26 protein-coding genes and 1 pseudogene are annotated in these 22,949 nt (G+C 66.8%); 14 read left to right on the top strand and 13 right to left on the bottom strand.

Features of this window, described 5'->3' with window-relative positions:
- Positions 1-61: 61 nt before the first annotated feature.
- From FV242_RS16705 to FV242_RS16695, 3 genes are read right to left on the bottom strand one after another with little or no spacing between them, the layout of a single operon-like run.
- Complete coding sequence (locus FV242_RS16705) at positions 62-355, bottom strand: hypothetical protein (RefSeq protein WP_147939706.1); 294 nt, start codon at positions 353-355, stop codon at positions 62-64.
- Positions 348-1,340, bottom strand: coding sequence for an ImmA/IrrE family metallo-endopeptidase (locus FV242_RS16700; protein WP_246692740.1), 993 nt, complete (start codon positions 1,338-1,340; stop codon positions 348-350). The genes FV242_RS16705 and FV242_RS16700 overlap by 8 nt, the downstream gene beginning before the upstream one ends.
- A gap of 56 nt (positions 1,341-1,396) precedes the next feature.
- Positions 1,397-2,077, bottom strand: coding sequence for a hypothetical protein (locus tag FV242_RS16695; protein ID WP_147939705.1), 681 nt, complete (start codon positions 2,075-2,077; stop codon positions 1,397-1,399).
- Positions 2,078-2,788: 711 nt separating this feature from the next.
- Here FV242_RS16695 and FV242_RS16690 point away from each other — a divergent pair.
- From FV242_RS16690 to FV242_RS35520, 5 genes are all read left to right on the top strand, one after another.
- Positions 2,789-3,046, top strand: coding sequence for a hypothetical protein (locus FV242_RS16690; protein ID WP_147939704.1), 258 nt, complete (start codon positions 2,789-2,791; stop codon positions 3,044-3,046).
- Positions 3,047-3,389: 343 nt separating this feature from the next.
- Positions 3,390-3,959, top strand: a complete 570-nt coding sequence (locus tag FV242_RS16685) for a DUF3489 domain-containing protein (protein ID WP_147939703.1) — start codon at positions 3,390-3,392, stop codon at positions 3,957-3,959.
- Complete coding sequence (locus FV242_RS16680) at positions 3,959-4,426, top strand: DUF2924 domain-containing protein (RefSeq protein WP_147939702.1); 468 nt, start codon at positions 3,959-3,961, stop codon at positions 4,424-4,426. Before FV242_RS16685 ends, FV242_RS16680 begins: the two co-directional genes overlap by 1 nt.
- Complete coding sequence (locus FV242_RS35525) at positions 4,419-5,363, top strand: recombinase family protein (RefSeq protein ID WP_246692739.1); 945 nt, start codon at positions 4,419-4,421, stop codon at positions 5,361-5,363. Before FV242_RS16680 ends, FV242_RS35525 begins: the two co-directional genes overlap by 8 nt.
- Before the next feature lie 33 nt (positions 5,364-5,396).
- The gene (locus FV242_RS35520; RefSeq protein ID WP_246692738.1) at positions 5,397-6,215 is read left to right on the top strand and encodes a hypothetical protein; all 819 of its coding nucleotides are present in this window, start codon (positions 5,397-5,399) and stop codon (positions 6,213-6,215) included.
- Positions 6,216-7,352: 1,137 nt separating this feature from the next.
- Here the strand turns inward: FV242_RS35520 and FV242_RS16670 are convergent.
- The gene (locus FV242_RS16670; RefSeq protein WP_147939701.1) at positions 7,353-8,216 is read right to left on the bottom strand and encodes an ArdC family protein; all 864 of its coding nucleotides are present in this window, start codon (positions 8,214-8,216) and stop codon (positions 7,353-7,355) included.
- A gap of 286 nt (positions 8,217-8,502) precedes the next feature.
- Here FV242_RS16670 and FV242_RS16665 point away from each other — a divergent pair, with 286 nt between their 5' ends.
- The 7 genes from FV242_RS16665 (at position 8,503) to FV242_RS16635 (ending at position 15,729) form a co-directional block, all read left to right on the top strand.
- Entirely contained in the window at positions 8,503-9,141 is a 639-nt protein-coding gene (locus FV242_RS16665; RefSeq protein ID WP_056278302.1) for a 2,3-bisphosphoglycerate-dependent phosphoglycerate mutase, read from the top strand.
- A 147-nt stretch (positions 9,142-9,288) separates the two neighbouring features.
- Positions 9,289-10,386, top strand: a complete 1,098-nt coding sequence (locus FV242_RS16660; RefSeq protein ID WP_200913232.1) for a YeiH family protein — start codon at positions 9,289-9,291, stop codon at positions 10,384-10,386.
- Between the two features lie 44 nt (positions 10,387-10,430).
- Positions 10,431-11,627 (top strand): adenylate/guanylate cyclase domain-containing protein, encoded by a 1,197-nt coding sequence (locus FV242_RS16655; RefSeq protein WP_244477976.1) that lies wholly within the window; start codon positions 10,431-10,433, stop codon positions 11,625-11,627.
- 196 nt (positions 11,628-11,823) lie between these two features.
- Positions 11,824-13,047, top strand: coding sequence for a molybdopterin-dependent oxidoreductase (locus FV242_RS16650; protein WP_056217685.1), 1,224 nt, complete (start codon positions 11,824-11,826; stop codon positions 13,045-13,047).
- 11 nt (positions 13,048-13,058) lie between these two features.
- On the top strand, positions 13,059-13,397 hold the full coding sequence (locus FV242_RS16645; protein ID WP_056160265.1) for a cytochrome c: 339 nt from the start codon (positions 13,059-13,061) through the stop codon (positions 13,395-13,397).
- Between the two features lie 184 nt (positions 13,398-13,581).
- The gene (locus tag FV242_RS16640) at positions 13,582-14,565 is read left to right on the top strand and encodes a beta-propeller fold lactonase family protein (RefSeq protein ID WP_056160267.1); all 984 of its coding nucleotides are present in this window, start codon (positions 13,582-13,584) and stop codon (positions 14,563-14,565) included.
- Between the two features lie 78 nt (positions 14,566-14,643).
- A complete protein-coding gene (locus FV242_RS16635) occupies positions 14,644-15,729 on the top strand; it encodes a sulfite oxidase (RefSeq protein ID WP_056160270.1) in 1,086 nt (361 codons plus the stop codon).
- A gap of 3 nt (positions 15,730-15,732) precedes the next feature.
- Here the strand turns inward: FV242_RS16635 and FV242_RS16630 are convergent, their stop codons facing one another.
- From FV242_RS16630 to FV242_RS16610, 5 genes are read right to left on the bottom strand one after another with little or no spacing between them, the layout of a single operon-like run.
- Positions 15,733-16,104, bottom strand: a complete 372-nt coding sequence (locus FV242_RS16630; RefSeq protein ID WP_056160273.1) for a YidH family protein — start codon at positions 16,102-16,104, stop codon at positions 15,733-15,735.
- On the bottom strand, positions 16,101-16,991 hold the full coding sequence (locus FV242_RS16625) for a LysR family transcriptional regulator (RefSeq protein ID WP_056217684.1): 891 nt from the start codon (positions 16,989-16,991) through the stop codon (positions 16,101-16,103). The genes FV242_RS16630 and FV242_RS16625 overlap by 4 nt, the downstream gene beginning before the upstream one ends.
- Entirely contained in the window at positions 16,988-17,797 is an 810-nt protein-coding gene (locus FV242_RS16620) for an anti-sigma factor (RefSeq protein WP_056160280.1), read from the bottom strand. The genes FV242_RS16625 and FV242_RS16620 overlap by 4 nt, the downstream gene beginning before the upstream one ends.
- Positions 17,794-18,303: an RNA polymerase sigma factor gene (locus FV242_RS16615; protein ID WP_056217681.1), complete on the bottom strand. Its 510-nt coding sequence runs from the start codon at positions 18,301-18,303 to the stop codon at positions 17,794-17,796. Before FV242_RS16615 ends, FV242_RS16620 begins: the two co-directional genes overlap by 4 nt.
- A gap of 13 nt (positions 18,304-18,316) precedes the next feature.
- Entirely contained in the window at positions 18,317-18,700 is a 384-nt protein-coding gene (locus tag FV242_RS16610; RefSeq protein ID WP_056160287.1) for a hypothetical protein, read from the bottom strand.
- A gap of 182 nt (positions 18,701-18,882) precedes the next feature.
- Here FV242_RS16610 and FV242_RS16605 point away from each other — a divergent pair, with 182 nt between their 5' ends.
- Positions 18,883-19,338 carry a DUF305 domain-containing protein gene (locus FV242_RS16605; RefSeq protein WP_056160290.1) on the top strand — a complete coding sequence of 152 codons (456 nt, stop codon included), beginning with the start codon at positions 18,883-18,885 and terminating at the stop codon, positions 19,336-19,338.
- Positions 19,335-20,771 (top strand): YncE family protein, encoded by a 1,437-nt coding sequence (locus tag FV242_RS16600; RefSeq protein ID WP_056217678.1) that lies wholly within the window; start codon positions 19,335-19,337, stop codon positions 20,769-20,771. Before FV242_RS16605 ends, FV242_RS16600 begins: the two co-directional genes overlap by 4 nt.
- 181 nt (positions 20,772-20,952) lie before the next feature.
- Here the strand turns inward: FV242_RS16600 and FV242_RS16595 are convergent, their stop codons facing one another.
- The 4 genes and pseudogenes from FV242_RS16595 to FV242_RS16580 all read right to left on the bottom strand — a co-directional run bounded on the left by FV242_RS16595 (position 20,953) and on the right by FV242_RS16580 (position 22,947).
- Positions 20,953-21,381, bottom strand: a complete 429-nt coding sequence (locus FV242_RS16595; RefSeq protein ID WP_147939700.1) for a hypothetical protein — start codon at positions 21,379-21,381, stop codon at positions 20,953-20,955.
- Complete coding sequence (locus FV242_RS16590) at positions 21,350-21,568, bottom strand: ADP-ribosylglycohydrolase family protein (RefSeq protein WP_246692741.1); 219 nt, start codon at positions 21,566-21,568, stop codon at positions 21,350-21,352. Before FV242_RS16590 ends, FV242_RS16595 begins: the two co-directional genes overlap by 32 nt.
- A 39-nt stretch (positions 21,569-21,607) precedes the next feature.
- Positions 21,608-21,874, bottom strand: coding sequence for a hypothetical protein (locus FV242_RS16585; RefSeq protein ID WP_147939699.1), 267 nt, complete (start codon positions 21,872-21,874; stop codon positions 21,608-21,610).
- A 70-nt stretch (positions 21,875-21,944) separates the two neighbouring features.
- Positions 21,945-22,947: pseudogene (locus FV242_RS16580) on the bottom strand (ADP-ribosylglycohydrolase family protein).
- Positions 22,948-22,949: the final 2 nt, after the last annotated feature.

The following is a 22,949-nucleotide window of genomic DNA, read 5'->3' as shown; positions in this document are numbered from 1 at the left end:
GGACGTAGGTCGCATCGTCCATCCGAGCATCTCCAGCACCGATGCCAGCACCGATGCCGGATCAGATCACCGAAAAGCTGGACGCCGATAAACCTCCAAACAAGGCGGCCTTCGCCGGATGCGCACGATCGATCTGCATGAAGCGCTCCAGAAGCCCCTCGAAGATCGAGGCTGCTCCTTCGCGGTCCGCGACCCTGCCGGGCTTCGACAAACGCGAACGAAGGGCGTAGCGGCCTAGACGAAGCATTGCTGGCGGTTGCCCTTCCGCCGTCAAGGTTGCCATCAGCTGTTCGTGGCACCGGTAGACGCAGACCTTGAGCACAACGTCGTTGTCGAGGAGGATCGCCTCAGGCACGCGTGCCCATCACGTTCTGCAGATAATCGCCGCTCTCGGATCCAACCTGCTCCCAGTCAATCTGCTCCGCTGCAATATCATTGACTTCGCGCCAGACCTGCTTGGGTTCGCCATAAATGAACTTCAGCGCCGCCATGGCCCTCGACCAGGCACCGGTGCGGTGGGCGACGCAAAGCGCCAGCGTTCCGGGTTCGATACGATATCGAGGCGCGGCCTTCGTCACCGCATTGGCAAGGGAGGGCGCGTTGAACGACCCGTTTCCAGTCGCGATCTCGGGATCGGGCCGACCGGTAAGAAGCGAGAGGGCAAACTCGTCCGCTTCGACCTCCTGGTCGTCCCGGTCGGGTGCCGTGGCGGGATCCTTCAGATCGACGAGGGCTGGCGTGTCCCTGAGGTGACCGAGCACCAGATGGCCGAGCTCGTGTGCAAGTGTGAACGCTACCGGCGCTGGATAACCAGCGTCTCGTCCCAGGAGGATCGCGTAGCGGTCCTCGACCCTGACGACCATCGCATGCATCGACTTCGTATCGAGTGGGAAGACGCGCAGATGGATGACGGGAATGCCGACGCCCCAGCAGAGGGCCAAAAGCCCGCCCAGATCGACGTAGTTCTGGTTCGCCAGCACTGCATTCCGGATGAGGTGGGCGTCGAAGCCGTCCAAGGGCGTCGGCGAAGGAGTTCCACGGATGAGGGACCTGCCGATCGTCACGCCGAACGAGGTCAGTGCCGCGCGCTGGGCCGCGTCCTCCGTGGAGAGGTGCTTGAACCTCGCTTCGTCGTTCCAGATGAATTCGACGCGTTCACCGATCAGGCCGCGCGGCGACACCCCGAGCTTGCGGGCAAGCGCGAAACGCAGTTCCGCCTGCCCAGAAGGGTCCGCGGCCAGATCGTCGCTCCACCAAGATGGCCACGCAGCGTCGATGACCTGATCGCTGAGCCCGGCTTCGCGCAGTCTGCGCCGTAGTTTTGAGCTTTCGAGATCCAACGCGCCTCTGCGCTCCATAGTAGTCGGTAGTGGTTTAACAGGAAGCTGGGGCGAGCCTAGAAGAGAAGCTCTTCTTGGTTTCCAAGCCTGGACCGGGATCCCTTACGCCCGCGCAGCCGCTCGACGAGATCCAGCCACTGGTCAGTATCGCCGTCGAAACCACTTAGTTCGGCGATCGCCTTCGCGCCAAGCTCGCGCGGGTCCGACAGGCGAACCCAGTACCCATCCGTGAGCCACGCGACTACGTTGGCCTCGTAGGACGCAGTGCTCGCGGGCTCGGCGACTTGCTTGAGGAGAGCTGTGACCTGGGAAGCGCCTACTGGAGCACCTGCGCCGCCGGCGTTCCGGTAGGCCAAGTGGTCGAAGGGAACGCCACGTTCGAGGACGAGCGGCCTCTCTGACAGGCACATGAGGGCATAGTGACGGCTTTTCGCGCCGGCCGCGCTGTCTCCTCGGCTGGTGACGAGTGCGTTTGCCGGGAGCGGCCGCTCGATCCCATTCTCGTCGACGTAGCGACACCAGACGATGGTCCGCTTGGGCGTCAGATCGACCAGCTTGGGCTTCGTCTTCATTGCCGAGAAGATCACCCGGACCGGCTTCTTCAGGAGGGCAAGAGGCCTGACGGCGATCGACGGTGCATTGCCTACGCCCCACAGGAACAGGCCGTTGCCCGCCCGACGCTCCAACTCCTTCCGGGTGATGATCGCGTCAAGCAGTTGGCCCGCTTCGGCCTGCATTCGCGACCAGCAAACGTAGCCCGCCTCTTCGGGCGCAGGGGGACTCTGCTGCGGGCGAGAGTGGACCCGAGGGTGTTTCGCAGCCGACATAATTCGTCCCATCCGGTCCCGCACCATGTCAACGTGCAGTAAAAAATTCAAGAATAAATACCGATGCAGCCATTTGTACGGGTGCACAATCCGATGCTATCCGGGCTCTTGAGCAGGTGGTATTTCCTCCCAGACGTCGGATGATCCGGGGTTAGACCCCCGAACTGGAACCCCTTTTCGCCTCCGGGCGCGGACGTGTGAGCTGATGTCGCGGAATTCGGCTCGAAAGGCCGGATCGGCATTGTTCTTGAGGCCCGGCGGCAGTTGCCCTAGTTCGACGGGGCGGTGGAGCGTGGATTGCGTGCGACGCTGGAGCCCGAAGGCTCCGTGCGACCCGAGCCTCGGAGTTCGGCAGACGGCGAATTGGTTGCTGAGATCGAGGAAAAAAATTTCGATCGCGCATCATCTCCGCGGCGTAATCGTCCTCGCCGCCGTGGACCGTTACATGTTCGTCAGTGTCGAGGGTAACGGCCGTCTCGTAGCGCCGGGCAACCTAGTTGTACACATCGATCTCGACAATTCTGGCCGGGCGCGGTTCGTTGTTCGAGACGGCAAGCTGTGGTTCTGTTCCGAGAAGCAGTGGCAGTCCAGGCGTCCGGAGCGCCTTTCGGTCATGTTGCGGTGAAGATCACCGCTCGACAACGGTGGGTAATGCCGATCCGGGATGAAGATGTTTCGCGGCAGCGCGCCTCGAAGCATGCCTTCGAGGCGCGCTGCCCCAAAACCGTCGAGCGCCGCCAGATGGGTGCCGAAGTTCGCGTCGACCCTGTCGAAGACTTCCACAACGTTCGTTCGCTCCGAGCCCGCCGACGTCGCGGCCTATCCGAACGCATCATTCGCTCCGTCCACGCGCATCCGCAGGACGCGAACTTTAGATGAACGCTAACCCGCCGCTACCAGCACCAAGTCCGGCTGAGCACGCCGTAGTTTTCTTCCGCCCAGATACGATCCATATTTTGGTAGACTGCCTGCAAGCGGGCCTTTTCGACTTCTGTAAGGGGTCAACAGCTTCCGTCAGCATGTGAGCAGTGGATTGCTGCCAGTTGAGCCGAGCTCAATCAATGAGGTGCTGGACCTGCCCTGGACTGTGCCGGCGAAGCACGCATTGCTCTGGGCGTGACAGGCTGATGATCCGCAGCCCGGTCCGACCCCGCTGGCCCATAGCCACTCGCGGGGTCTGCTCAGTGACAGCGCTACGCTGTCGCTGAAACCGGATCATGCCATGTCCCGCAAGTCCAAGTCCGACACGCTCAGCCCGATCCAGCACCTCATCCTCACCGCCGCCGTCAGCCATCCCGGACACCAGCTCACCCGGCCTGAGGACATCAAGCCGCCGACCTACCGCTCTGCCCTTCAGGCCCTGCGCCGCCGCGGTTTGGTCACCGACAGCGTTGCAGAGGATAGTTCGGGACGTCGGTCCGCCGCTCCCGTTTTGTCGGAGGCCAGCTTCACCTACCTGGCTCCTGTCACTCTCGAGGTGCGGACGGTCACGAAGCCCGAGCTGTCCACGGTCCGCTCCCCACGTGCTGGCTCGAAGCTCGATCGCCTCGTCGCCATGCTCGCTCGCCCGGACGGCGCGGGCATCGACGAGCTCGTTGGTGCCCTCGGCTGGCTGCCACACACCACCCGCGCCGCGCTCACCGGGCTGCGCAAGCGCGGCTACGCTCTCAGCACGGTACGCACAACGGGCGCGCCGACCCGCTACCGCATCGCTGCCGACGAGGCGCATGCCAACGATACCGTAGCGCCGCCCGCCGGTGAGATCGCTACCATCACTGAGGAGGCCGCTTGATGAGCAGCGACCTCGTCGCAACCTTGGCTGCCTTGCCGGGCCTCAGCACGGTCGAGCTGCGCGCTGAGTGGCGCCGCCTCTTTCGCGCTTCGCCCCCGCTGCTCAGCCGCGACCTGCTCGTGCGCGCCCTGGCTCACCGCGCCCAGGAACTCACCCACGGCGGTCTGACCAAAGCTACCCAGCGCCGCCTGCGCGCCCTGGCAGAGATGGCGGTGAATGCAGATCCATTATGCTCCGACGCGTCAGCTCCCGCGTCTCGGCCAGTCACGCTCTCGCCGGGTGCGCGGCTCGTGCGCGAGTGGGGCGGGCGCACCCACGTTGTCACCGTCACCCTCGACGGTTTCGAGCATGAAGGTCAGCGTTACCGTTCGCTCAGCCAGGTCGCCAGCACCATCACTGGCGCACACTGGTCCGGGCCACGCTTCTTCGGCCTGATCGGGACCAGAGGAGCCGCACGTCATGGCTAAGCCGAAGCCGACCGTTCCCGCCCGCAGCTCTCAACCGCGACTGCGCTGCGCGGTCTACACCCGAAAATCCAGCGAGGAGGGCCTAGAGCAGACCTTCAACTCGCTTGATGCTCAGCGCGAAGCTTGCGTGGCCTACGTTGCTAGCCAGCGCCACGAGGGCTGGCAGCTCCTACCTGCCCTCTACGATGATGGCGGGTACTCCGGTGGCACCATGGAGCGGCCCGCCCTCAAACGCCTGCTCGCCGATGTCGCGGCGGGCAAGATCGATGTGGTCGTGGTCTACAAGGTCGACCGCCTCACCCGCGCGTTGTCGGACTTCGCCAAGATCGTGGAAGTGCTCGACCGACGCGGCGCCTCGTTCGTGTCGGTGACCCAGGCCTTCAACACCACCAGCAGCATGGGTCGGCTGACGCTGAACGTGCTGCTGTCCTTCGCCCAGTTCGAGCGCGAGGTCACCGGCGAGCGCATCCGCGACAAGATCGCCGCCTCCAAGCGCAAGGGCATGTGGATGGGCGGCCTGCCGCCGCTCGGCTACGACGTCGCCGAGCGCAAGCTCGTCGTGAACGCCGCTGAGGCGGAGACGGTGCGGCTGATCTTCCGCCGCTACTGTTGCCTGCGCTCGGTGCGGCTACTGGCGGCCGAGCTCGCGCAAGCGGGCATCCACAGCAAGGCGCGACGCGCGGTAGATGGCGGTAACTTCGGCGGCCAGCCGCTCGGGCGGGGCGCACTGTACGCAATGCTGGCCAACCGGCTCTACCGCGGTGAGGTGGTGCACAAGGGCGAGGCCTACCCCGGCGAGCACGTGGCCATTGTCGATGTGGAGCTGTTTGCCGAGGCGCAGGCGATCCTGGCGCTGAACCGGGTTGAGCGCGACGAAGGTGTGCGGGCGGAGGCGCCGAGCCTGCTGGCCGGGCTGGTCTACGACGCCGCTGGCTAGCGGCTGACGCCGACGCACACCAACAAGCGCGGGGTGCGCTACCGCTACTACGTCTCGCGACGCTTGATCACCGCCGCGGCTGGTGCTGATAGGGACAAGCCACACGACGTGAGCGAGGCGGATGTGACTATCGCGGCGGCCGGTGACGGGCCGAAGCTCGCTGGTCAGCGCGTCCCGGCGGCCAAGCTTGAGGCGGTGGTGACGGAGCGCCTGCGCGTGCTGCTTACGGACGCGAGCGCGTTGCAGGATCTCGCGCGCGGGCGATCCGCTCCCGAGCAGCACGCGATGGTGGTGGCCGCCACGCGGCTAGCGGCGGAGTGGCCGAAGCTAGCGCAGCCGCAACAGCGACGGCTCCTACAGGCCGTCCTTACCCGCATCGACGTGCACGCCGGGCGGATCGAGATCGCGATCGATAGCGCTGCCCTGCTGCATCGGCTCGGCTTGGACAAGCAAGAGGAGACAGATGGCTTGACCGCAGCCGAGTTGCCGCTGCGGCTGGCGGTGTCGGTGGGGCTGAAGCGTGTCGGTATGGAGATGCGGCTGATGCTTCCGGGCGAGGCGGCGGGTCCCGATCCGGATGCGAGCCTGGGACGGCTGCTAGGCCGAGCGCATCGCATCCGCCAGCGGCTAACGGGCGACACGCCGATGTTGATTGACGAGGTGGCGCGGGCCGAGGGACTGACGCGCTCCTATACCACGCGACTGCTGCGGCTCAGCTACCTCGCGCCTGACATTACGGCTCGATTGATCGCGGGCAATCACCCGCCCGAGCTGAACGCGGCTCGGCTGATGCGGGACACCCGCCTGCCATTGGACTGGGCCGAGCAGCGAGCGAGCTTGGCTATGACCTGAGCCGCCCGGTCAGTCGACTCGCTCGAACAGTCCGCTCCCTCACATCATCGTCTGATGCGATCGAGAAGAACGAGGCCCTACGGGGTCTCGACGCGTTCGTGCAGTCATCAGCACAAACGCGACGAGGCTGTGTGCGGGCGCGGAGACTGCTGGCGGGTGATCTGCCTGGGGCGCAGGCTGAGACGGTGGTACTGGCGCCAGGCTGAAGGGAGACGGCGGCGCGAGAACGGCCCGCTAATACGTCCGAGTGCGTCTCAGCCACTCAGCTCGAATATGCAGCCTGCGCAAAGTGCCGCCACGACCGAGGAAATTCGACGTTTGTCAAAACGCCAGCTCAATGGCTGGCTAGAAAATGAAATCTGGCGGAGACGGAGGGAGTGTCCCCACAGCGCTGTTAAGCAAGCAAAAACAATGACTTAATGGACGCCTACAATGCCCTTTGTGTACCACCCTCGTGGACACCCGTCTAGGGTTGTGACCGAGGTGATCCAAATCGGGCGGAGCGAAGGTTGGCGACGGCTGCGTTAAGAGCACGGCCCCACTGCCGGGACAGTTCGATCGACACTCGCCAAGTGATGGATGGCATCCGCCACCCAAGGCATTTCCACCTCTGCGTCCCCGATCCTCGGCCACAGGTGCAGCTGGCGCTTGAGCCTCCGCGCGCGCAGCCTCAGCGTAATATCAACTGGCGATCAGGCTCACTAATTGCCAGTTGAACCAGCGACTGCGGGCCGGCGGTGGTCCGCCGGACGCGCTGATCCCGGCCAACGGTCGAGATCAGCGCCGCTTGGTATTATAGGTCAATTGATCTCGCGGCCTCAGCGGCGAACAGGGCCAGTGCCGCGGGCGACGTCGGCGAGCGCAATCGGAGGTAGGCCATTCGAACGACTATCGTAGCTTTCAGGCGATCGATACTGATGAGCGCTCACTCGCGGGCAGCCGCCAGCGCCTCGAACTACGCGAAGAGCTGCGGGGTCGGATCTGGGAGTAGGGCGTCCCTCGCCGCGGGAATGGTGCTCGCAGGCTAAGACGACGCTAGGGCGTGCAGCGGCAGGAGCCGCCGCCGCGTCGGGCGACGCACGTTTCGACCGTCTTCATTATTCGAATACGGGATGTCACCATCGGGGTGATCGTCGGTCATGCCGCGATCTCGGAACCAATCACTTGCTGCGAGAAGGCCTCGAGGAATTGCGTGGCCCTGGAGGCGAGCGAGGCGGCGGTGATGAGCGCCCGGGGATCGTCGCGGACGAGTGGCAGCCAGCCGGCCATGTAGGCGGAGTGGTTGATATGCGGCTCGGGAGCCAAGCCCAGGCCAGCCAGGACGAAGGCAGCACCGAGTTCGGCTACAAGTTCTTCGGCAGCGTAGCTACGAGTGGCGAAGCGGGTGTTGAGCCGTCTGTCGAGGCGATGCGGAGCACCGGTCCAATGGATGAGTTCGTGAGCAAGAGTCGCACAGAAGCCCTCTGCCGAATGGAATAGCACCCGATCCGGCATCCGAATCTCGTCGCGGATGGGAAGGTAGGCAGCGGATGCACCCCGGCGGACGTGGGCACCGGTTGCCGTGACGAAACGGTCGAACACCGGGATCGGGTCGATTGGCGTCAGGGGCCTTTCTGGAAACTCGGGTGCGCCTTCAACCTGCTCGGCGTTGAACACGGCGGAGATGCGGGCGACGAAGCGACGGTCTCCGTTTTCGCCATCCTCGGAAGCACCGGGCAAATCCCGGTAGAAAAGCACGGCGGTGCCGCGCTCGCCCTTGCGAACCTGGGCCCCGAGTTCGGACCACTGGCGGTACGTCGCCCAGCGGGAATCGACAAAGCCCGCGGATTGACCGCCGCTCCAAAGCGCGACGATGTTGATGCCGCGGTAGGTCCGGCCGGTCAGAGCATTACAGGGCAGGCCGCCGCGGGCACGGTGCCAGGGGCAGACCCAGGAACCAGGTTCGGTGATCTCGATCTGACGAAGGATCGTGTCGGTAATGCGCGAGTAGGGATCGACCATGAGCCTGCCTGAGACGAAGCCGCAAAGCGGCGGACAGGCAAAGCTTCACGCATGGGGGAGGGATCTTGCTGGCGGTGTCGATGGCCAAATTCGGGAACGGCCGACATGGGTGGGAAGCAGCTTGGCTGCTTTCAGTCGCAAGACGTTCATAAGCGGACCTAGGATGACCCGCCGTCTCCGGATGGACGGTCCAACCCATCGCAGGGTCGAAGTTCGTTAAAGTCGGATGCCGACATCATCAGAGGCGATGCGACCAGCACGAAAGTGCTCTGCCTCGGGAGACAGGGTGATTCACGATTGCAAAGCCCCGGTCACGCGACATCTCGTGCTGGTCCGGCATGGCCAGAGCGTAGCCAACCGATCCGGCCTGTTCACGGGATTGCTGGACTCGCCCTTGACCGAGCAGGGCCGGAGGGAAGCCGAGGCAGCCGGCCGGCGTTTGGCAGAGTGCAACTGGCGCTTTTCCGCTGCCTTCACCTCGACGCTAACGCGGGCCGTCGTGAGCGGCCGGCTTATCCTCGATGCGCTCGGGCAACCCGGATTGGTCCCCCAAAGCTTCGCCGCGCTCGACGAGCGAGACTACGGGGACCTCAGCGGGCTCGACAAGATCGCCGCCGATGCGCGCTGGGGGGCGGAGCGGATCGAGACCTGGCGCCGCTCCTACGCAGAGGCGCCGCCGAACGGTGAGAGCCTGCGCGATACCGTCTCCCGTATCGTGCCATGCTACCTCCGAACCATCCAGCCGGCGGTCATGGGCGGAGACGTGCTCGTCGTCGCCTACGGCAATTGCCTGCGGGCGCTTGTGATGGCGCTCGAAGACCTCAGCCCGGCGGAGGTCGAGCACCTCGAACTCGCGACGGGCTCCGTCAGGATCTATGAGCTTGCCGCGGACACGACGATCAAGGCCCACTGGATCGACGGGTGAATCCGCCTGTCGGCCTCTCACAATGGGTCTCCGTGATCTGCGAAGGGGCACTTATTTCATCTATTTCAGTGATGGGAAGCATCTAATCATTCCGTTGGAGTGAATGAAAAGAACATGGGATTCTCCGGCATCACATCGGAGCCACCCATGTCCGCGCCCAGACTTTTCTCCCACGCTCGGTCAATGCGTGCCTTGGCCGGCACGAGAGCCATCCTTCCGGGACTGGGTCTCTGTATGGCGGTCACCGCCGCAGCGGTCGGCTTCGAGGCCGTCGAGGCGCATCTGTTCGGTCGCGCCTGGCTCGAAGCCCTGGTGCTGGCGATCCTGCTCGGGAGCGCGATCCGCACCGCCTGGACCCCGTCGCAACGTTTCTTTCCCGGCATCGCCTTCGGGGCCAAGACCGTACTGGAGATCGCGGTCGTTCTACTCGGGGCCTCGCTCAGCCTCACGACGATCCTCGCCGCCGGTCCGGGTCTGCTTTTCGGCATCGCGGGCGTCGTCGTGGTCGCGATCCTGTCGAGTTACGGCATCGGCCGAGCGCTCGGGCTGCATCCGCGCATGGCGATCCTCGTGGCCTGCGGGAACTCGATCTGCGGCAACTCGGCGATCGCCGCCACGGCACCGGTGATCGGCGCAGACGGCGAGGACGTCGCCGCCTCCATTGCCTTCACTGCGGTGCTAGGCGTGCTGGTGGTGCTCGGCCTGCCGCTGCTGGTGCCGCTGCTCGGCCTGTCGCCGATGCAGTACGGCGTGCTCGCCGGCCTTACCGTCTACGCCGTGCCGCAGGTGCTCGCCGCCACCGCGCCGGTCGCGGCGCTCAGCGTCCAGGTCGGAACCCTGGTGAAGCTCGTCCGGGTGCTGATGCTAGGCCCGATCGTCCTGGTGCTCTCGCTCGGCGCGAGCCGGCTGCGCGAGGAGACCGACGAGGCCGCCCCCGGCGTCACCGCGGGCGACCGCCCGGCCCGCGGCGGCCTCGCGATCCACCGCCTGGTGCCGTGGTTCATCCTCGCCTTCCTTGCGCTCGCGGGCCTTCGCTCGACGGGCCTGATCCCGCCGGTTGCGCTCGCGCCGATGTCGGAGACCGCCAACGTGCTGACCGTGGTCTCGATGGCGGCGCTCGGCCTCGGGGTCGACGTGCGCAGCGTCGCCAAGGCCGGGGCGCGGGTGACCCTCGCGGTGGTCGCCTCGCTCCTCGCCCTCGGCGCCGTCAGCCTCGGCCTGATCCGCGTGCTCGGCCTCGTCTGATCCGCGCTATGGCATCGATCCAACTCCTTGATGAAAGAACTGCCGTGACACGTTCGTCCCAATCTTCGTCCGAGGCGGTCGCGCAGGGGACGGGATGGTTGATGGGGCCGGGTCGCGAAGCGGCGGACGCGGCAGCCCTTCTCGACGGGTTCAGTGCGTGCCTCTCGGGGCTTGGCCTGCCACTGGCCCGCGCCACCACCCACGCGCCGACCCTGCATCCGTCGTTCCGCTGGGTAATGCGCGTCTGGCATCCAGGAGCGTCGAGCCTAGCCTTGCGTCGCCGCCACGGCATCGAGAGTACGCCGACGTTCCACGGCAACACCGTCGAGCGCGTAGTCGAGACCCGTACCCCGTTCCGATGCCGTCTCGACGGGGATGGGCCGCTGCCGTTTCCCGTGCTCGGCGAGCTTCGCACCGAGGGTCTAACCGACTACCTCATCGTGCCGCTGCGCGCCGCGCGTGGACGCATGGGCGCCGCCTCCTGGGCCACGGCGAGACCGGGCGGCTTCACGCCGATCGAGATCTGCACGTTGCTGGCGCTGGTCGAGCCGTTCTCGCTGCTGTTCGAGATCAAGGCGCTCGACGACATGCTAGGCGCGGTGCTGAGCGCCTATGTCGGACGCGACCCGGCGCGGCAAATCCTGACCGGCACGGTGCGGCGCGGCGACGTACGCTTGATGCGGGCCGCGATGATGCTGACCGACCTGCGCGGGTTCGGCGAACTGTCCGACCGGCAAAGCCCCGACCGTGTCGTGGCCGCCCTCAACCGGATGTTCGATGCCATCGTGCCGGCCGTCGAGGCGGAAGGCGGCGAGGTGCTGAAGTACATCGGCGACGGGCTACTGGCCGTGTTCGATGCCGATCGCGACGAGGCCGAGGCGCGCAGTGCCGCCTTGCGTGCCGCCGAGGCCGCGCTTGATGCGCTTGCGACCCTGCGCAACGGTGACAGGGCTGCCTTCGAGGTCGGCGTCGCACTTCATGTCGGGGAGGTCGCCTACGGCAATATCGGCGGCGGCGACCGGGTCGATTTCACGGCGATCGGCCGCGATCTCAACGTGCTCGCCCGCGTCGAGCGCCTGTGCAAGACCTACAACACGCCGCTGATCGCCACCGACACCTTCATCGACGGGTTGGCACATGCCCTTGAACCGCTCGGCACCGTCGCCTTGCGCGGTTTTTCCGAGCGTCACGCCCTGTTCGGGTGTCGCAGGACCGCGCCCGTCGGCGCGCCGGCGGCGTGACGCCGAGACGGCGTCCTTGATCGTCCCATTGGAGATCGAAACTTCTCAAATCATCGCGTTTGGAGATCATTCGTATCGCGAAAGACCGTTGGTGGGAATAAATCGTATCCCGTAGCATCTCCCTGGTCGCGAGGAATCGCCACGGGTCCGATGCCTTCGAACGCATCGACGCCGACATCCTTCAAGGGGAGAGACCATGCACGGACTGGACAGACCGATGAACCGCCGCCTCGTCCTGGGTGGCCTAGGGCTCGGAAGCCTCGGCGCCGCCATACCGGCCTGGGCGGCGGGCTCGGTGAAGCTTCCGCTGCCCGGCGGCCCGGACGAGCGGGCGCTGACCACGGCCTTTCCGGGCAAGGCCGAGATGATCCTCCAGCGCACTCATCCGCCGCTACTGGAGACGCCGTTCTCGGTGTTCGACGAGGGTGTATTCACCCCCAACGACCGCTTCTACGTCCGCTGGCACTGGGCCTCGATCCCGACCGAAGTCGATGCCGGCACCTTCCGGCTCAAGGTCCACGGCCATGTCGAGAAGGAGCTCTCGCTCTCGCTCGACGCCATCGCCGGCCTGCCGCGCTTCGAGATCGCCGCAGTGAACCAGTGCTCGGGCAATTCGCGCGGGTTGTTCGAGCCGCGGGTGACCGGCGCGCAATGGGCAAACGGTTCGATGGGCAACGCCCGCTGGACCGGCGTGCGCCTCAGGGACGTGCTCGAAAAGGCCGGGGTGAAGGCCGGTGCCGTGCAGGTGCGCTTCAACGGCCTCGACGAGCCGGTGGTCGACGACGCGCCCGACTTCAAGAAGTCGCTCGATCTCAAGCACGCCAACAATGGTGAGGTGATGATCGCCTACGCGATGAACGGCGAGCAATTGCCGCTGCTCAATGGTTTCCCGCTCCGGCTCGTGGTGCCGGGCTGGTACTCGACCTACTGGGTCAAGATGCTGTCCGACATCGAAGTGCTGGACAAGCCCGACGACGGGTACTGGATGAAGACCGCTTACCGCATTCCTGACGTGCCGGGCGCTAACATCAAGCCCGGTCAGACCGGCTTCAAGACGGTGCCGATCAACAGGATGGTGCCGCGCTCGTTCGTCACCAACCTGACCGATGGCGCCAAGGTGGCGGCCGGAACGCCGGTGGCGTTGCGCGGCATCGCCTTCGGCGGCGATTGCGGGGTGAAGGCGGTGGACTTCTCAGGCGACGGCGGCGCGACGTGGTTCCCGGCGCAGCTCGGCGCGGACGAAGGCCCCTACAGCTTCCGCCGCTTCGACGGCAGCTTGCCGGCATTGGCTGCCGGCAGCCACACGGTCAGGGTCCGCTGCACCAACACCAACGGCGTCGCGCAGCCCCTGGACCGGGTCTGGAACGGGGCCGGCTTCATGCAGAACGGCATCGAGGCCGTGTCCTTCCAGGCCGCTTGAGGAGAACAGCCATGAACCCGATCCGCCCTGCGGCCCTCATCGCCGCCCTCATACTGTCTCCCCTGGTGGCGTTCGCCGCTTCGGCTCCCGAGCCGATGCGCTTCACCTCGCAATCGATCGAATTCCCGACTTCCGACCGGATCTTCCCGGACGGGCCGGGGGCCGAGGCGGTCAACAACAACTGCCTCGCCTGCCACTCGGCCGGGATGGTGCTGACCCAGCCCAAGCTCACGAAGGCGCAGTGGACCGAGACCGTGAACAAGATGGTTCACGTCTACAAGGCGCCGGTCGATCCGGCCGACGTGCAGACCATCGTCGACTACCTCACGGCGTTGAAGCCGACGCCCTGAACCCCCGAATCCCGAGGCCGCCGCGTTTTTTTCGCCGGCCTCGGGGAATAGACCGCGCCCTCCGGCATCTCCCCAGGGCGATGCACGGCCAAACCGGTCTCGCATCACGCAATCCGAATTAGAACCAGCCCTCACGGCAGGCCCCGGCCGCCGAACGAGCGCGCATGCCAGAGAGACACGCTTCATGACCCACGTCCGCACCAGCCTCCGCGCCCTCCTCGCCGGAGCCGCCTTGCTCCTCGCCCAGGGCCAGCCCGGGTCCGCCGCTGGCTTCGACGGCGCGATCAAGAACAACGCCCTGGCGCTGAACGCCGCTGGGACCGTCGCCGCTGTGTCGAACAGCGAGGAGAGCGCCGTCATCGTCTACGACGTCGCCAAGGGCACGGTGCTGCGCCGCCTCGACGGCTTCGTCACGCCGCGCAACATCGTTTTCGCGCCGGACGGCGCCCGCTTCTACGTCTCCGACAGTGGCACCGGCCGGATCACGGTCTATGAGACCGCCACCGGCAAGGAAGCCGGCGTTCTCGCCGCCGGCCCCGGCGCGTTCGGCACGGTGCTCTCGGCCGACGGGGCCAAGCTCTACGTCAACAACGAGGCCGCGAGCACGCTGACCGTGTTCGACACCAGGACCATGCTCGCCGAGGCCGTGATCCCCGGCTTCGCGCAGCCGCGCCAGGGCGTGAAGCTGTCGCCTGACGGCAAGACCGTGTTCGTCACGAACTTCCTTGGCGACAAGATCACGTTGGTCGATACCGCCACCAACAAGATCACCGGTGAGATCGCCGGGTTCGACAAGCTGCGCGCCATCTCGATCACCAAGGACGGCAAGACGCTTTTTGCCGCCAACAGCGGCCGTAATACCATCGGCGTGGTCGATGTCGCCGCCCATAAGGTCACCTCCGAAGTGGAAGTGGGCAAGGACCCCTACGGCGCCGCACTGACCCCGGACGGGCGCTTCGTCTATTCGGGCAACCTGAAGGACAACTCGCTCTCGGTGATCGACACCGGCACCCTCAAGGTCGTCGCCACGGTGACCGGCCTGAACGAGCCGCGCCAGGCGATCGCGTTCTCGGCCGACAACGCCCATGCCTACGTCCTCAACCGCGACCTCAGCGTCGCCGTAGTGGACCGGGCGAAGAACGCGGTGGTCTCGACGATGAAGCCCTGAGGCGACGCGCGCCGGGGGCCTTATCGCCCCCGGCGCGTTCTCGTCGTCGATACGTCACGAACGCAGGACAAAAACCCCATGCTCGGCCTGTTCCAGCGCAAGGACCGCCTCATCGTGCACGGCGAGGCGCCCTACAATGCCGAGCCGCCGCTCGATCGCCTGCGGGCGGCCTTCCTCACCGACCAGGCCGACTTCTACGTCCGCAGCCACGGCGACATCCCGGACCTCGACGCCGACGGCTACCGCCTGACTGTCGACGGGATGATCGCGACGCCCCTCGAATTGTCCGTCGCCGATCTGAAGGCACGCTTCGCGCACGTCACCGTCACGGCGGTGATGCAATGCGCCGGCAACCGCCGGGCCGACATGCTGGCGGTGGCCCCGGTCGCCGGCGACCCGTGGGCGGCCGGCGCCATCGGCAACGCGGAATGGACTGGGGTGCGGCTCGCCGACGTCCTGCACGCCGCCGGGATCGATGCGGGCAGTCCGCGCCACGTCGCCTTCGAGAGCCACGACCGTATCGCGGGGTCGGACATACGCTTCGGCGCCTCGATCCCGCTCGCCAAGGCGCTGGCGCCCGAGACGCTGCTCGCCTTCGCGATGAACGGCGAGCCTCTCGCCCCCGAGCACGGCTATCCGTTGCGCGTGGTGGTGCCGGGATTTGCCGGCATCCGCAGCCCGAAATGGCTCGCCCGCATCACGGTGCAGGACCACCCCTCCGACAACCCGATGCAGGCCGACGACTACAAGCTGTTTCCGCCCGACGTGACCGCCGAGACCGCGGACCCCGCCCACGGCATCACCATCGAGGCGATGCCGCTCAACAGCGCGATCTGCGAGCCCGCCCGCGGCGCAGCGTTGAAGCCCGGCCGGCACGCGATCCGCGGCTACGCCATCGCCAGCGATCGCGCGGTCGCCCGCGTCGACGTCTCGACGGATGGCGGCCGCAGCTGGGCGCAGGCCCGGATCGACCGCGATGCCGACGCGCCCTACGCCTGGACGTTCTGGGAGATCGACCGCGAGCTGACCGCGGGCGAGCACGAACTCGCGGTGCGGGCCTGGGACTCCGCCGGCCAGACCCAGCCGGCCGCGCCCGACGACACCTGGAACTACAAGGGCTACCTCAGCGCCGCCTGGCACCGGGTACGGGTCACTGTGGCCTGACCGTCACGCCCAGAGCAGGGCGGTGGCCGCAAGGCCCGAGATCGCGATCAGCAAGGCCACGATCCCGACGGTGAGGATGCGCGGCATCATCGGGATCTCGGCATCGGCGAGACGCGCCCGGATCGCCCGGTCCCGCCATGCGGCGCCGGCGAACGAGGCAAGCGCGCAGGCGATCAACGTGAGCGACAGCACCTTCAGCGGCCAGACCGCCAGCACCTCCCGCAGGAAGCGCTGCGCGGCCAGGCCGACGCCGAGGAAGGCGAGCCCGGTGCGAAGCCACGCCACGAACGTACGCTCGGCTGCCAGAACCGTCCGGTCCTCGGCGAGCCTCACCCGGGGATCGTCGGGGTGCACGGGTTTCGCAGGATCGCTCATCCGGCATCCGCCGTCGCGATCAGGTCGAGCAACGCGTCGGCGGCCCGGCTGCGGTAGCGCTCCTTGTGGCGCAGCACCCGGAACGGCCGGCTCGGCAGGGCGAACGCCGCCCGCACCAGGGTTCCGGTCCGAAGCGCGGCGGCGACCACGGTCTCGGACAGGACGGCGGCCCCGCCCCCGGCCTCGACGGCGGCGCGCACCGCCTCGTTAGAGGGCAGTTCGAGCGTGACCCGAAGCTGGGCGGCTGCGAGGCCGGCCGCACCCAGGGCCGCCTCGAAGGCCGAGCGGGTTCCCGATCCCGCCTCGCGCAGCACCCAGTCGGCCCCGGCGAGATTTTCGGGTTCGAGGTCGGTCGCCCCGGCGAAGGCATGGCCAGGGGCGACCACGAGGACCAGTTGGTCCTGCGCGATGGTGGTGCTCGCAAGCGTCGGGTCGTCGAGCGCCCCCTCGACGAAGCCGAGTTCGGCCTGCCCGGCGCGCACCGCGTCGGCGGCGTCGGTGGTGTTGCCCACCGCCAACCGGATAGCGATCTCAGGGTAGGCCCGGCGGAAGGCGACGAGGTGGCGAGGCAGCCAGTCGCTGGCGATGGTCTGGCTGGCGTAGAGCGCCAGCGTCCCGCGCCGCAGGCCGCTGAGGTCGGCGAGCACCAGTTCGGCGGCCTCGGCCCGGGCGAGCACGGCGCGGGCCTCGACGAGAAATATGCGCCCCGCCTCAGTCAGCTCGATCCCGCGGCCGACCCGGTGAAAGAGCTTGGTGGCGTGTCGCCCCTCGATGTTGGCGATCGCCGTGCTGACCGCCGACTGGACGAGGTTCAGCGCTTCGGCGGCCCGCGTCACGTGCTGTCGCTCGGCCACCGCCACAAAGATGCGGAGTTGGTCGAGGGTCATGGTTGCCGCTGCGGAACCGGCAGTCCACGGACTTGCGCGTCGACCGACTGCGCGACGATCAACAGCCGCGCCTCGTCGGTGCGACCCGTGACGACGTAGGACATGCCGCCATCGACCCAGGAGAAGGCGGCGATGTCGCCCTCGCGGGCGAAGCGGAACACCGTGCGGCCATCCGCATCGCCTACGCGGCTGTAGAGTGTCAGCCGGGTGCCGTGGTCGTCATCGTACATCAGCATCGCGGCGGATTCGGAACCCGCCGGCAGCAGCCGGCCGCCCATCAGGCGGAAGCCGTACGCCGTAAGGTCGGGGGTGGTCACCGCCCGGCCGAGGCGCTTCGAGAGCCACGTAACAAGGTGCGGCTTCTCGTCGGCGCGCACCTCCACCGGATGCACCGCCTCGACCACGTAGGTGCGGAAGGCCGCCACCGCGTCGTCGGTCGCTGGCTCGGTTCGCGCGAGCGTGACCGTGGGTACCTGCCGCGCGGCATGGCCGAACCAGCCGGCGGCGCCGCCGACCGCGAGGCAGAGCACGGCCGCAGCCGCGACCGGAAGCCAGCGGTAGGTTATCGGGCGATGTCGCGAGCGGATGTTGGCCACCCGGAGCCGCGCCGGAATCGCCTCCTCGGCGATCGGCGCGAGGCGGGCACGCAAGCGCTCGCGTAGGGCGCGATCCGCCGAGACCTCCGCCGCCCGCGCGGGGTTTCCCCTGAGCCATGCCTCGACCAGCGCCTGCCGCTCCGGTTCGAGACGACCGTCGATCAGGCCGTGGAGGTCGTCCTCGCCGACCGGGCGCGGATCCCCGCTCATTTCACCCTCCTCAAGAGTCCGGTCCGGCCAGTTTCCAGAAAACCGCGCATCCGCGTCCGGGCCCGGCTCAACCGCGACATCACCGTGCCGAGCGGTACCCCGAGCACCTGGGCCGCCTCGGCATAAGACAGATCCTCGACCGCGACGAGGAGCAGCACCGAGCGCTGCTCCTCGGGCAGGGTGTCGAGCCCGGTGAGCACGTCGCGTGCCCCCATAGCGGCCTCGGGGTCGGCACCCGGATCGGGCACCTGCTCCAAAGCCTCAGCGCCGACATCGATGCCGCGCCGGCCCCGGCGTCGAACAGTGCCAAGGAACAGGTTGCGCTCGATCGTGAACAGCCAGGCTCGCAGGTCGCCGTCGCGGCGACGTCCGGACCAGGCGGACAACGCCCGCTCCAAAGTGTCCTGGACGAGGTCGTCCGCCGCTTCGCGGTCCCGCAACAGTGCGACTGCGTAGCGCCGCAACGCTGGGATCTGCGGTTCGATGAGGGCGGCGATCTCGTCCACGAGGCTTTACCGATTAGGGCTTGGCGATGTGCCATGCACCGTTGAGGAATCCGTCGCCGGTGATGTCGCCGGGCTTCGTATCCTTGGCGAAGGTGTAGAGCGGCTTGCCCTTGTGGGCCCACTGCATCGTGCCGTCGTCCCGCGTCACCATCGTCCAGTCGCCACTAGCAGCCGAGCCGGAGGCGGCCATCAGTGCCGGCCAGTTGGCGGCGCAGGGGCCGTTGCACATCGACTTGCCGCCCATGTCCTTGTCGAAGGTGTAGAGGGTCATGCTCTTGGAATCGACGAGCGCCGGCCCCTTGGCAGTCTCGGCCGTTATCGCAGGCGCAGCGGCCTGGGCGGCGACGGCGGAGAAGGCGAAGGCCGCAAAGGCGGCGCGGATCAGCATGGTGCGCATGAGTGAGGTCTCCGGCGGTCTACCATGACCGCATCGGGAGAGATGCCGAACGGGCGCGTCTATTCCACTGACATTTGGAAAAGATCGATCACATCGGCAGGGCCACCAATTCGTCCCCGGCCAGGGAATAAAGCCGTTTCCCCGGCATCTCTCCCATCGACAACGAACGAGGAGGACGGCCCATGCGCGGAGCACTGGGATTTGCGCTCACGGCCGCCGTGATGGCCGGCGGCCTCGTCGGCGGCCGGATGATGATGCCCCCGACGCTGGCCGCCGCCGAGCCGCCGGCCATCGTCTCCGCGTCCTTCGACGCGATGATGGCGCAGTCGATGACGCGGATGCATGCCGACATGATGGTCCCGCCCTCGGGCGATCCGGACCGCGACTTCGCTGCGATGATGATCCCGCACCACGCGGGCGCGATCGCGATGGCCCAGGCAGAGCTGCTCTACGGCAAGGATCCGGTCCTGCGCCGCCTCGCGCAGGGGATCATCGTCGAACAGGGCCAGGAGATCGCGGTGATGCGCCGGGCGCTCGCCGATCTCCCTCCCGCGCCGGATTCGTCTGCCGCAGCCACCCACCTTCACCACCATGGCACGGCCCCTGCCGCCGAGATGCCTTCGGAGATCTGCCGATGAAGACCGCCCTCACCCTCCTCGCGCTCGCGATGCTCTCCGGCTCGGCTCTCGCCGGGCAGGCCCCGGGTGCAGCCTTTGCACCGGACGTGCCGGTCAGCGGCAGGGACCGGTTCTATACGTCGGACCAGTTCTCCAACACGGTCTCGGTGGTCGATCCCGCCGCCAACGTCCTGCTCGGCGTGATCCGGCTCGGCGACCCGACGCCGATGAACCTGAGCCCGCTCTATCGCGGCCAGCTCCTCGTCCACGGCATGGGCTTCTCGCCCGACCACAGGACGCTGCTCGCGGTCTCGATCGGCTCGAACTCCGTGAGCTTCATCGACACGGCGACCAACACGGTCCGCCACACCGCCTATGTCGGCCGCGCGCCGCACGAGGCCTTCTTCACGCCGGACGGCCGAGAGGTCTGGGTGAGCGTGCGCGGCGAGGACTACATCGCCGTGCTCGATGCCGCGACCGCCAAGGAGACGCGCCGAATCACCGTGCCGAACGGGCCCGGCATGACGATCTTCTCGCCGGACGGCGCCTACGGCTATGTCTGCTCCAGCTTCAGCCCCGAGACGGTGGTGATCGACACGAAGACCCACTCCATCGTCGGGCGGGTGAAGCAGGAGAGCCCGTTCTGCCCCGACATCGCCGCAACACCGGACGGCAAGCAGGTGTGGTTCACCCTCAAGGATGTCGGCCGGACCCAGGTGTTCTCTGCGACGCCGCCATTCGCGCCGCTGAAGACGATCGAGACCGGGCCGATCACCAACCACGTCAACATCGTCTCGACCAAGGCCGGCCAGTTCGCCTACGTGACGATCGGCGGCCTGAACCAGGTCAAGGTGTTTCGCACCGACGACTTCACCCAGGTCGCCACCATTCCGACCGGCGCCCTACCGCACGGGCTCTGGCCCTCGGGCGACGGCAGCCGCGTCTATGTCGGCCTGGAGAACGCCGACAAGGCGGCGGTGATCGACACCGCGTCGAACACGGTGATCGCCGAGGTGCCGATCGGGCAGGGTCCGCAGGGCGTCGCCTACGTCCCGAACGCCGTGCCGGAGGGCGACGGAATGCAAAACCTCCAAGCGCTGGGCGCAGCCGGCAAGACCAGCGCGCTGACGCTCGCGGGTACCGATGGCAAGCCGGCGACGCAGGTCACCCTGTTCGACCAGGGCGTGTTGCAGACGCTGCAGGCCGCGGTAACGGGACTGCCCTCGAAGATGCCGTTCGTGCTGGCGCTGGCCGCCGATCCGAAGGGGGCCGCAGGCCTGGAGCCGCTCGCCGCCTTCATGACCAACCCGGCCGGCGCGGCCATCGTCAACGCGATCGGCCCGATCCGCCAGATCACCCGCACGGATGCCGGCGCGAGCCGGCGCTACCTCGTGGTGGTCTCGGGCAAGCCCGGTGAACTCGGCGGCGTCGTCCAGATGCAGACTGTGGATTGAACGGGCGGCCTCACGAGCGCGGGAAGCGGGAATCCGAGAGCATGCGTTCGCAGCGCGCGTCCAGCTGCAACGTCTGCTTTCAAGGCCTCCATTGGCTTGCTTCTATGACCGAGTAGGGTCGAAACCAGCCGACAGGGACGGCGAGATCGGCGGGGTTGGACCGCAATCTGCGCGGTTAAATTTAGCTGCGGTAATGGCTGTCACTGCGTACAACGAACTGCGCCCCTGTTATCCCAAAGGCAGTGACGATTTGTTGGATGAACTCCGGTGCTTGTAGGCGCCGGTCGGCATAGATTGTGAAAACCTGGGTGGCGGTATCGTAGACGATGCGCCCACGTGGGTGCTGCTCGTACTCGCTGTAGGCAATAGCGGCAGGTAGGCCGCGCCGTTTGAGCTTAGCGACGCCCACAGCCTGCCACGCCTCCCAAACGTCGTAGTGCCCACGCGGGTGGGTCAGGGCCGCTCCGTAGGGCTCGGCGGCATTGAGCGGAGTTGAATCGATCACAAGCATGCGGATTGGGGAGGTACCGTCTGGTATTCCCCAGAAGATGCCCACGCTCGGCAGCTGCGGGGCGCTGTCAGAGAGGGGAGTGGTGGGCGTCGCGGTCATAGCGAGTTTTAGCTCCATCTGGAGTATGGGGTATTGATGGCGATGAGCTGATCGCCTGCGCAATGATGGCGTCGCGCCAGGCGAGGGGATGAAGCCAGCGTTCGGGGATGGCGGAAGCGCCGTAGAGGGCGCCGGCGAGCTGCCCCGTGACCGCACCGACAGTGTCGGCATCGTCACCGAAGGTGATTGCTTCGAAGGCCGAGAGTGGTCCAGCTTGAACGTAGGCTCAACCGAGCGTTCGCCGGCCCTTGTCATATAGGTAAACGGTCACTGCGAAGGTCCATTTCCGTTCCGCGCGGAGTACCGCCTCACGGATTGTGGTGTCGTAAAGCTCGGTGACGTGGAACCCGTTAGGTGCTTTTTCGACTTCCGCCATATCGAAATAGAATGTGCCGTCCGGCCGCTGAGCGTTGTCGTGGCTGGACGGCTCGAACACCGCGTCGATTTCCGGGCAGGTGCGGTCGCTGCGGTGATCGACGACGTTGCCAAGCATGAAGGCGTCCTCCAACAGGAGAAAGGCGGTCCGGCCGAGCCTTTGCGCAGCCGCCGGAGGCATGGCGGCGCTAGGAAGGCGGTGACGTCCGTGTTTTGATGAGCGCGTCGGCGAGTTGGGTGATGCGCTCACGCCAAGCGAGGGGATGAAGCCAGCGCTCGGGAATGGCGGAGGCGCCGTATAGGGCACCGGCGAGTTGCCCCGTGACCGCCCCGACTGTGTCGGCGTCGTCACCGAGATTGACGGCGAGGATAAGCTTCTTCGAAGGATGAAGTTGTGCCGACGGCCCAGAGAGCGGCTTCGAGCGTATGGATCACGTAGCCCGAGGAGCGGATTTGGTCCCGCGTTTTGCCGCACCAGGACCCACGGGCGATCGCATCGATGGCTGCTTCACCGGTGCGAGATAGCGGGGTGATATCGTCGTCGATGCCGCTGATGAAGTGCTGGGGGCGGAGACCGTCGGTCTCGGCGCCGATCCAGGGGCGTGGGCGGAGCACGTCCGGTTGGCCGAGGATCGCCTCGCGGAGGAGCTGGACGAAGTAGCTGCAGGCCTCGACCGCTTCGGGCGCGCCGTGCGTGGTCCGGCTTTGTGCCTCAGCGATCCGTTCGGCTTCGCCGCTGTGATTGAGAGCGACGAGGGCGACGGGGGCGAGCCGCATCAGGGAGCCGTTGCCGGCATCGTCCGGGTCGATAGAACCAGCATATAGCTCATCCGTACGCTCAAAAATTTTGAGTGCCCGCTCCGTTGTCATACCGATGTCGAAACAGGAATTGGTGGAGGAGTAGGCGCCCTTGCGGAACCAGGAGACGAAGCGCGTCATCAGGTCAGCTGGATCAAAGTCGGGGTCATGAAGAAGGCTGTCAGCGAGGGCCAGCGCCATCGAGGTGTCGTCGGTCCAGCAACCGGGCTTGAGATCGAAGGGGCCACCGCCGATCATTTCGGTGTGGTGAGGGAGGAAGTCGCGCCGGCTGAATTCGAGGGTAGTGCCGAGCGCGTCACCGATCGCGAGACCGAGGAGGGCGCCACGGGCACGGTCGAGGACGGCCGGGGCCGGATGAAGGGGCTGGGTCATCA

The organism is Methylobacterium sp. WL64 (assembly GCF_008039945.1).
GTDB lineage: Bacteria > Pseudomonadota > Alphaproteobacteria > Rhizobiales > Beijerinckiaceae > Methylobacterium.
The sequence above is the reverse complement of the archived record's forward strand: the minus strand, read 5'-3'. Positions and strand labels throughout refer to the sequence as shown.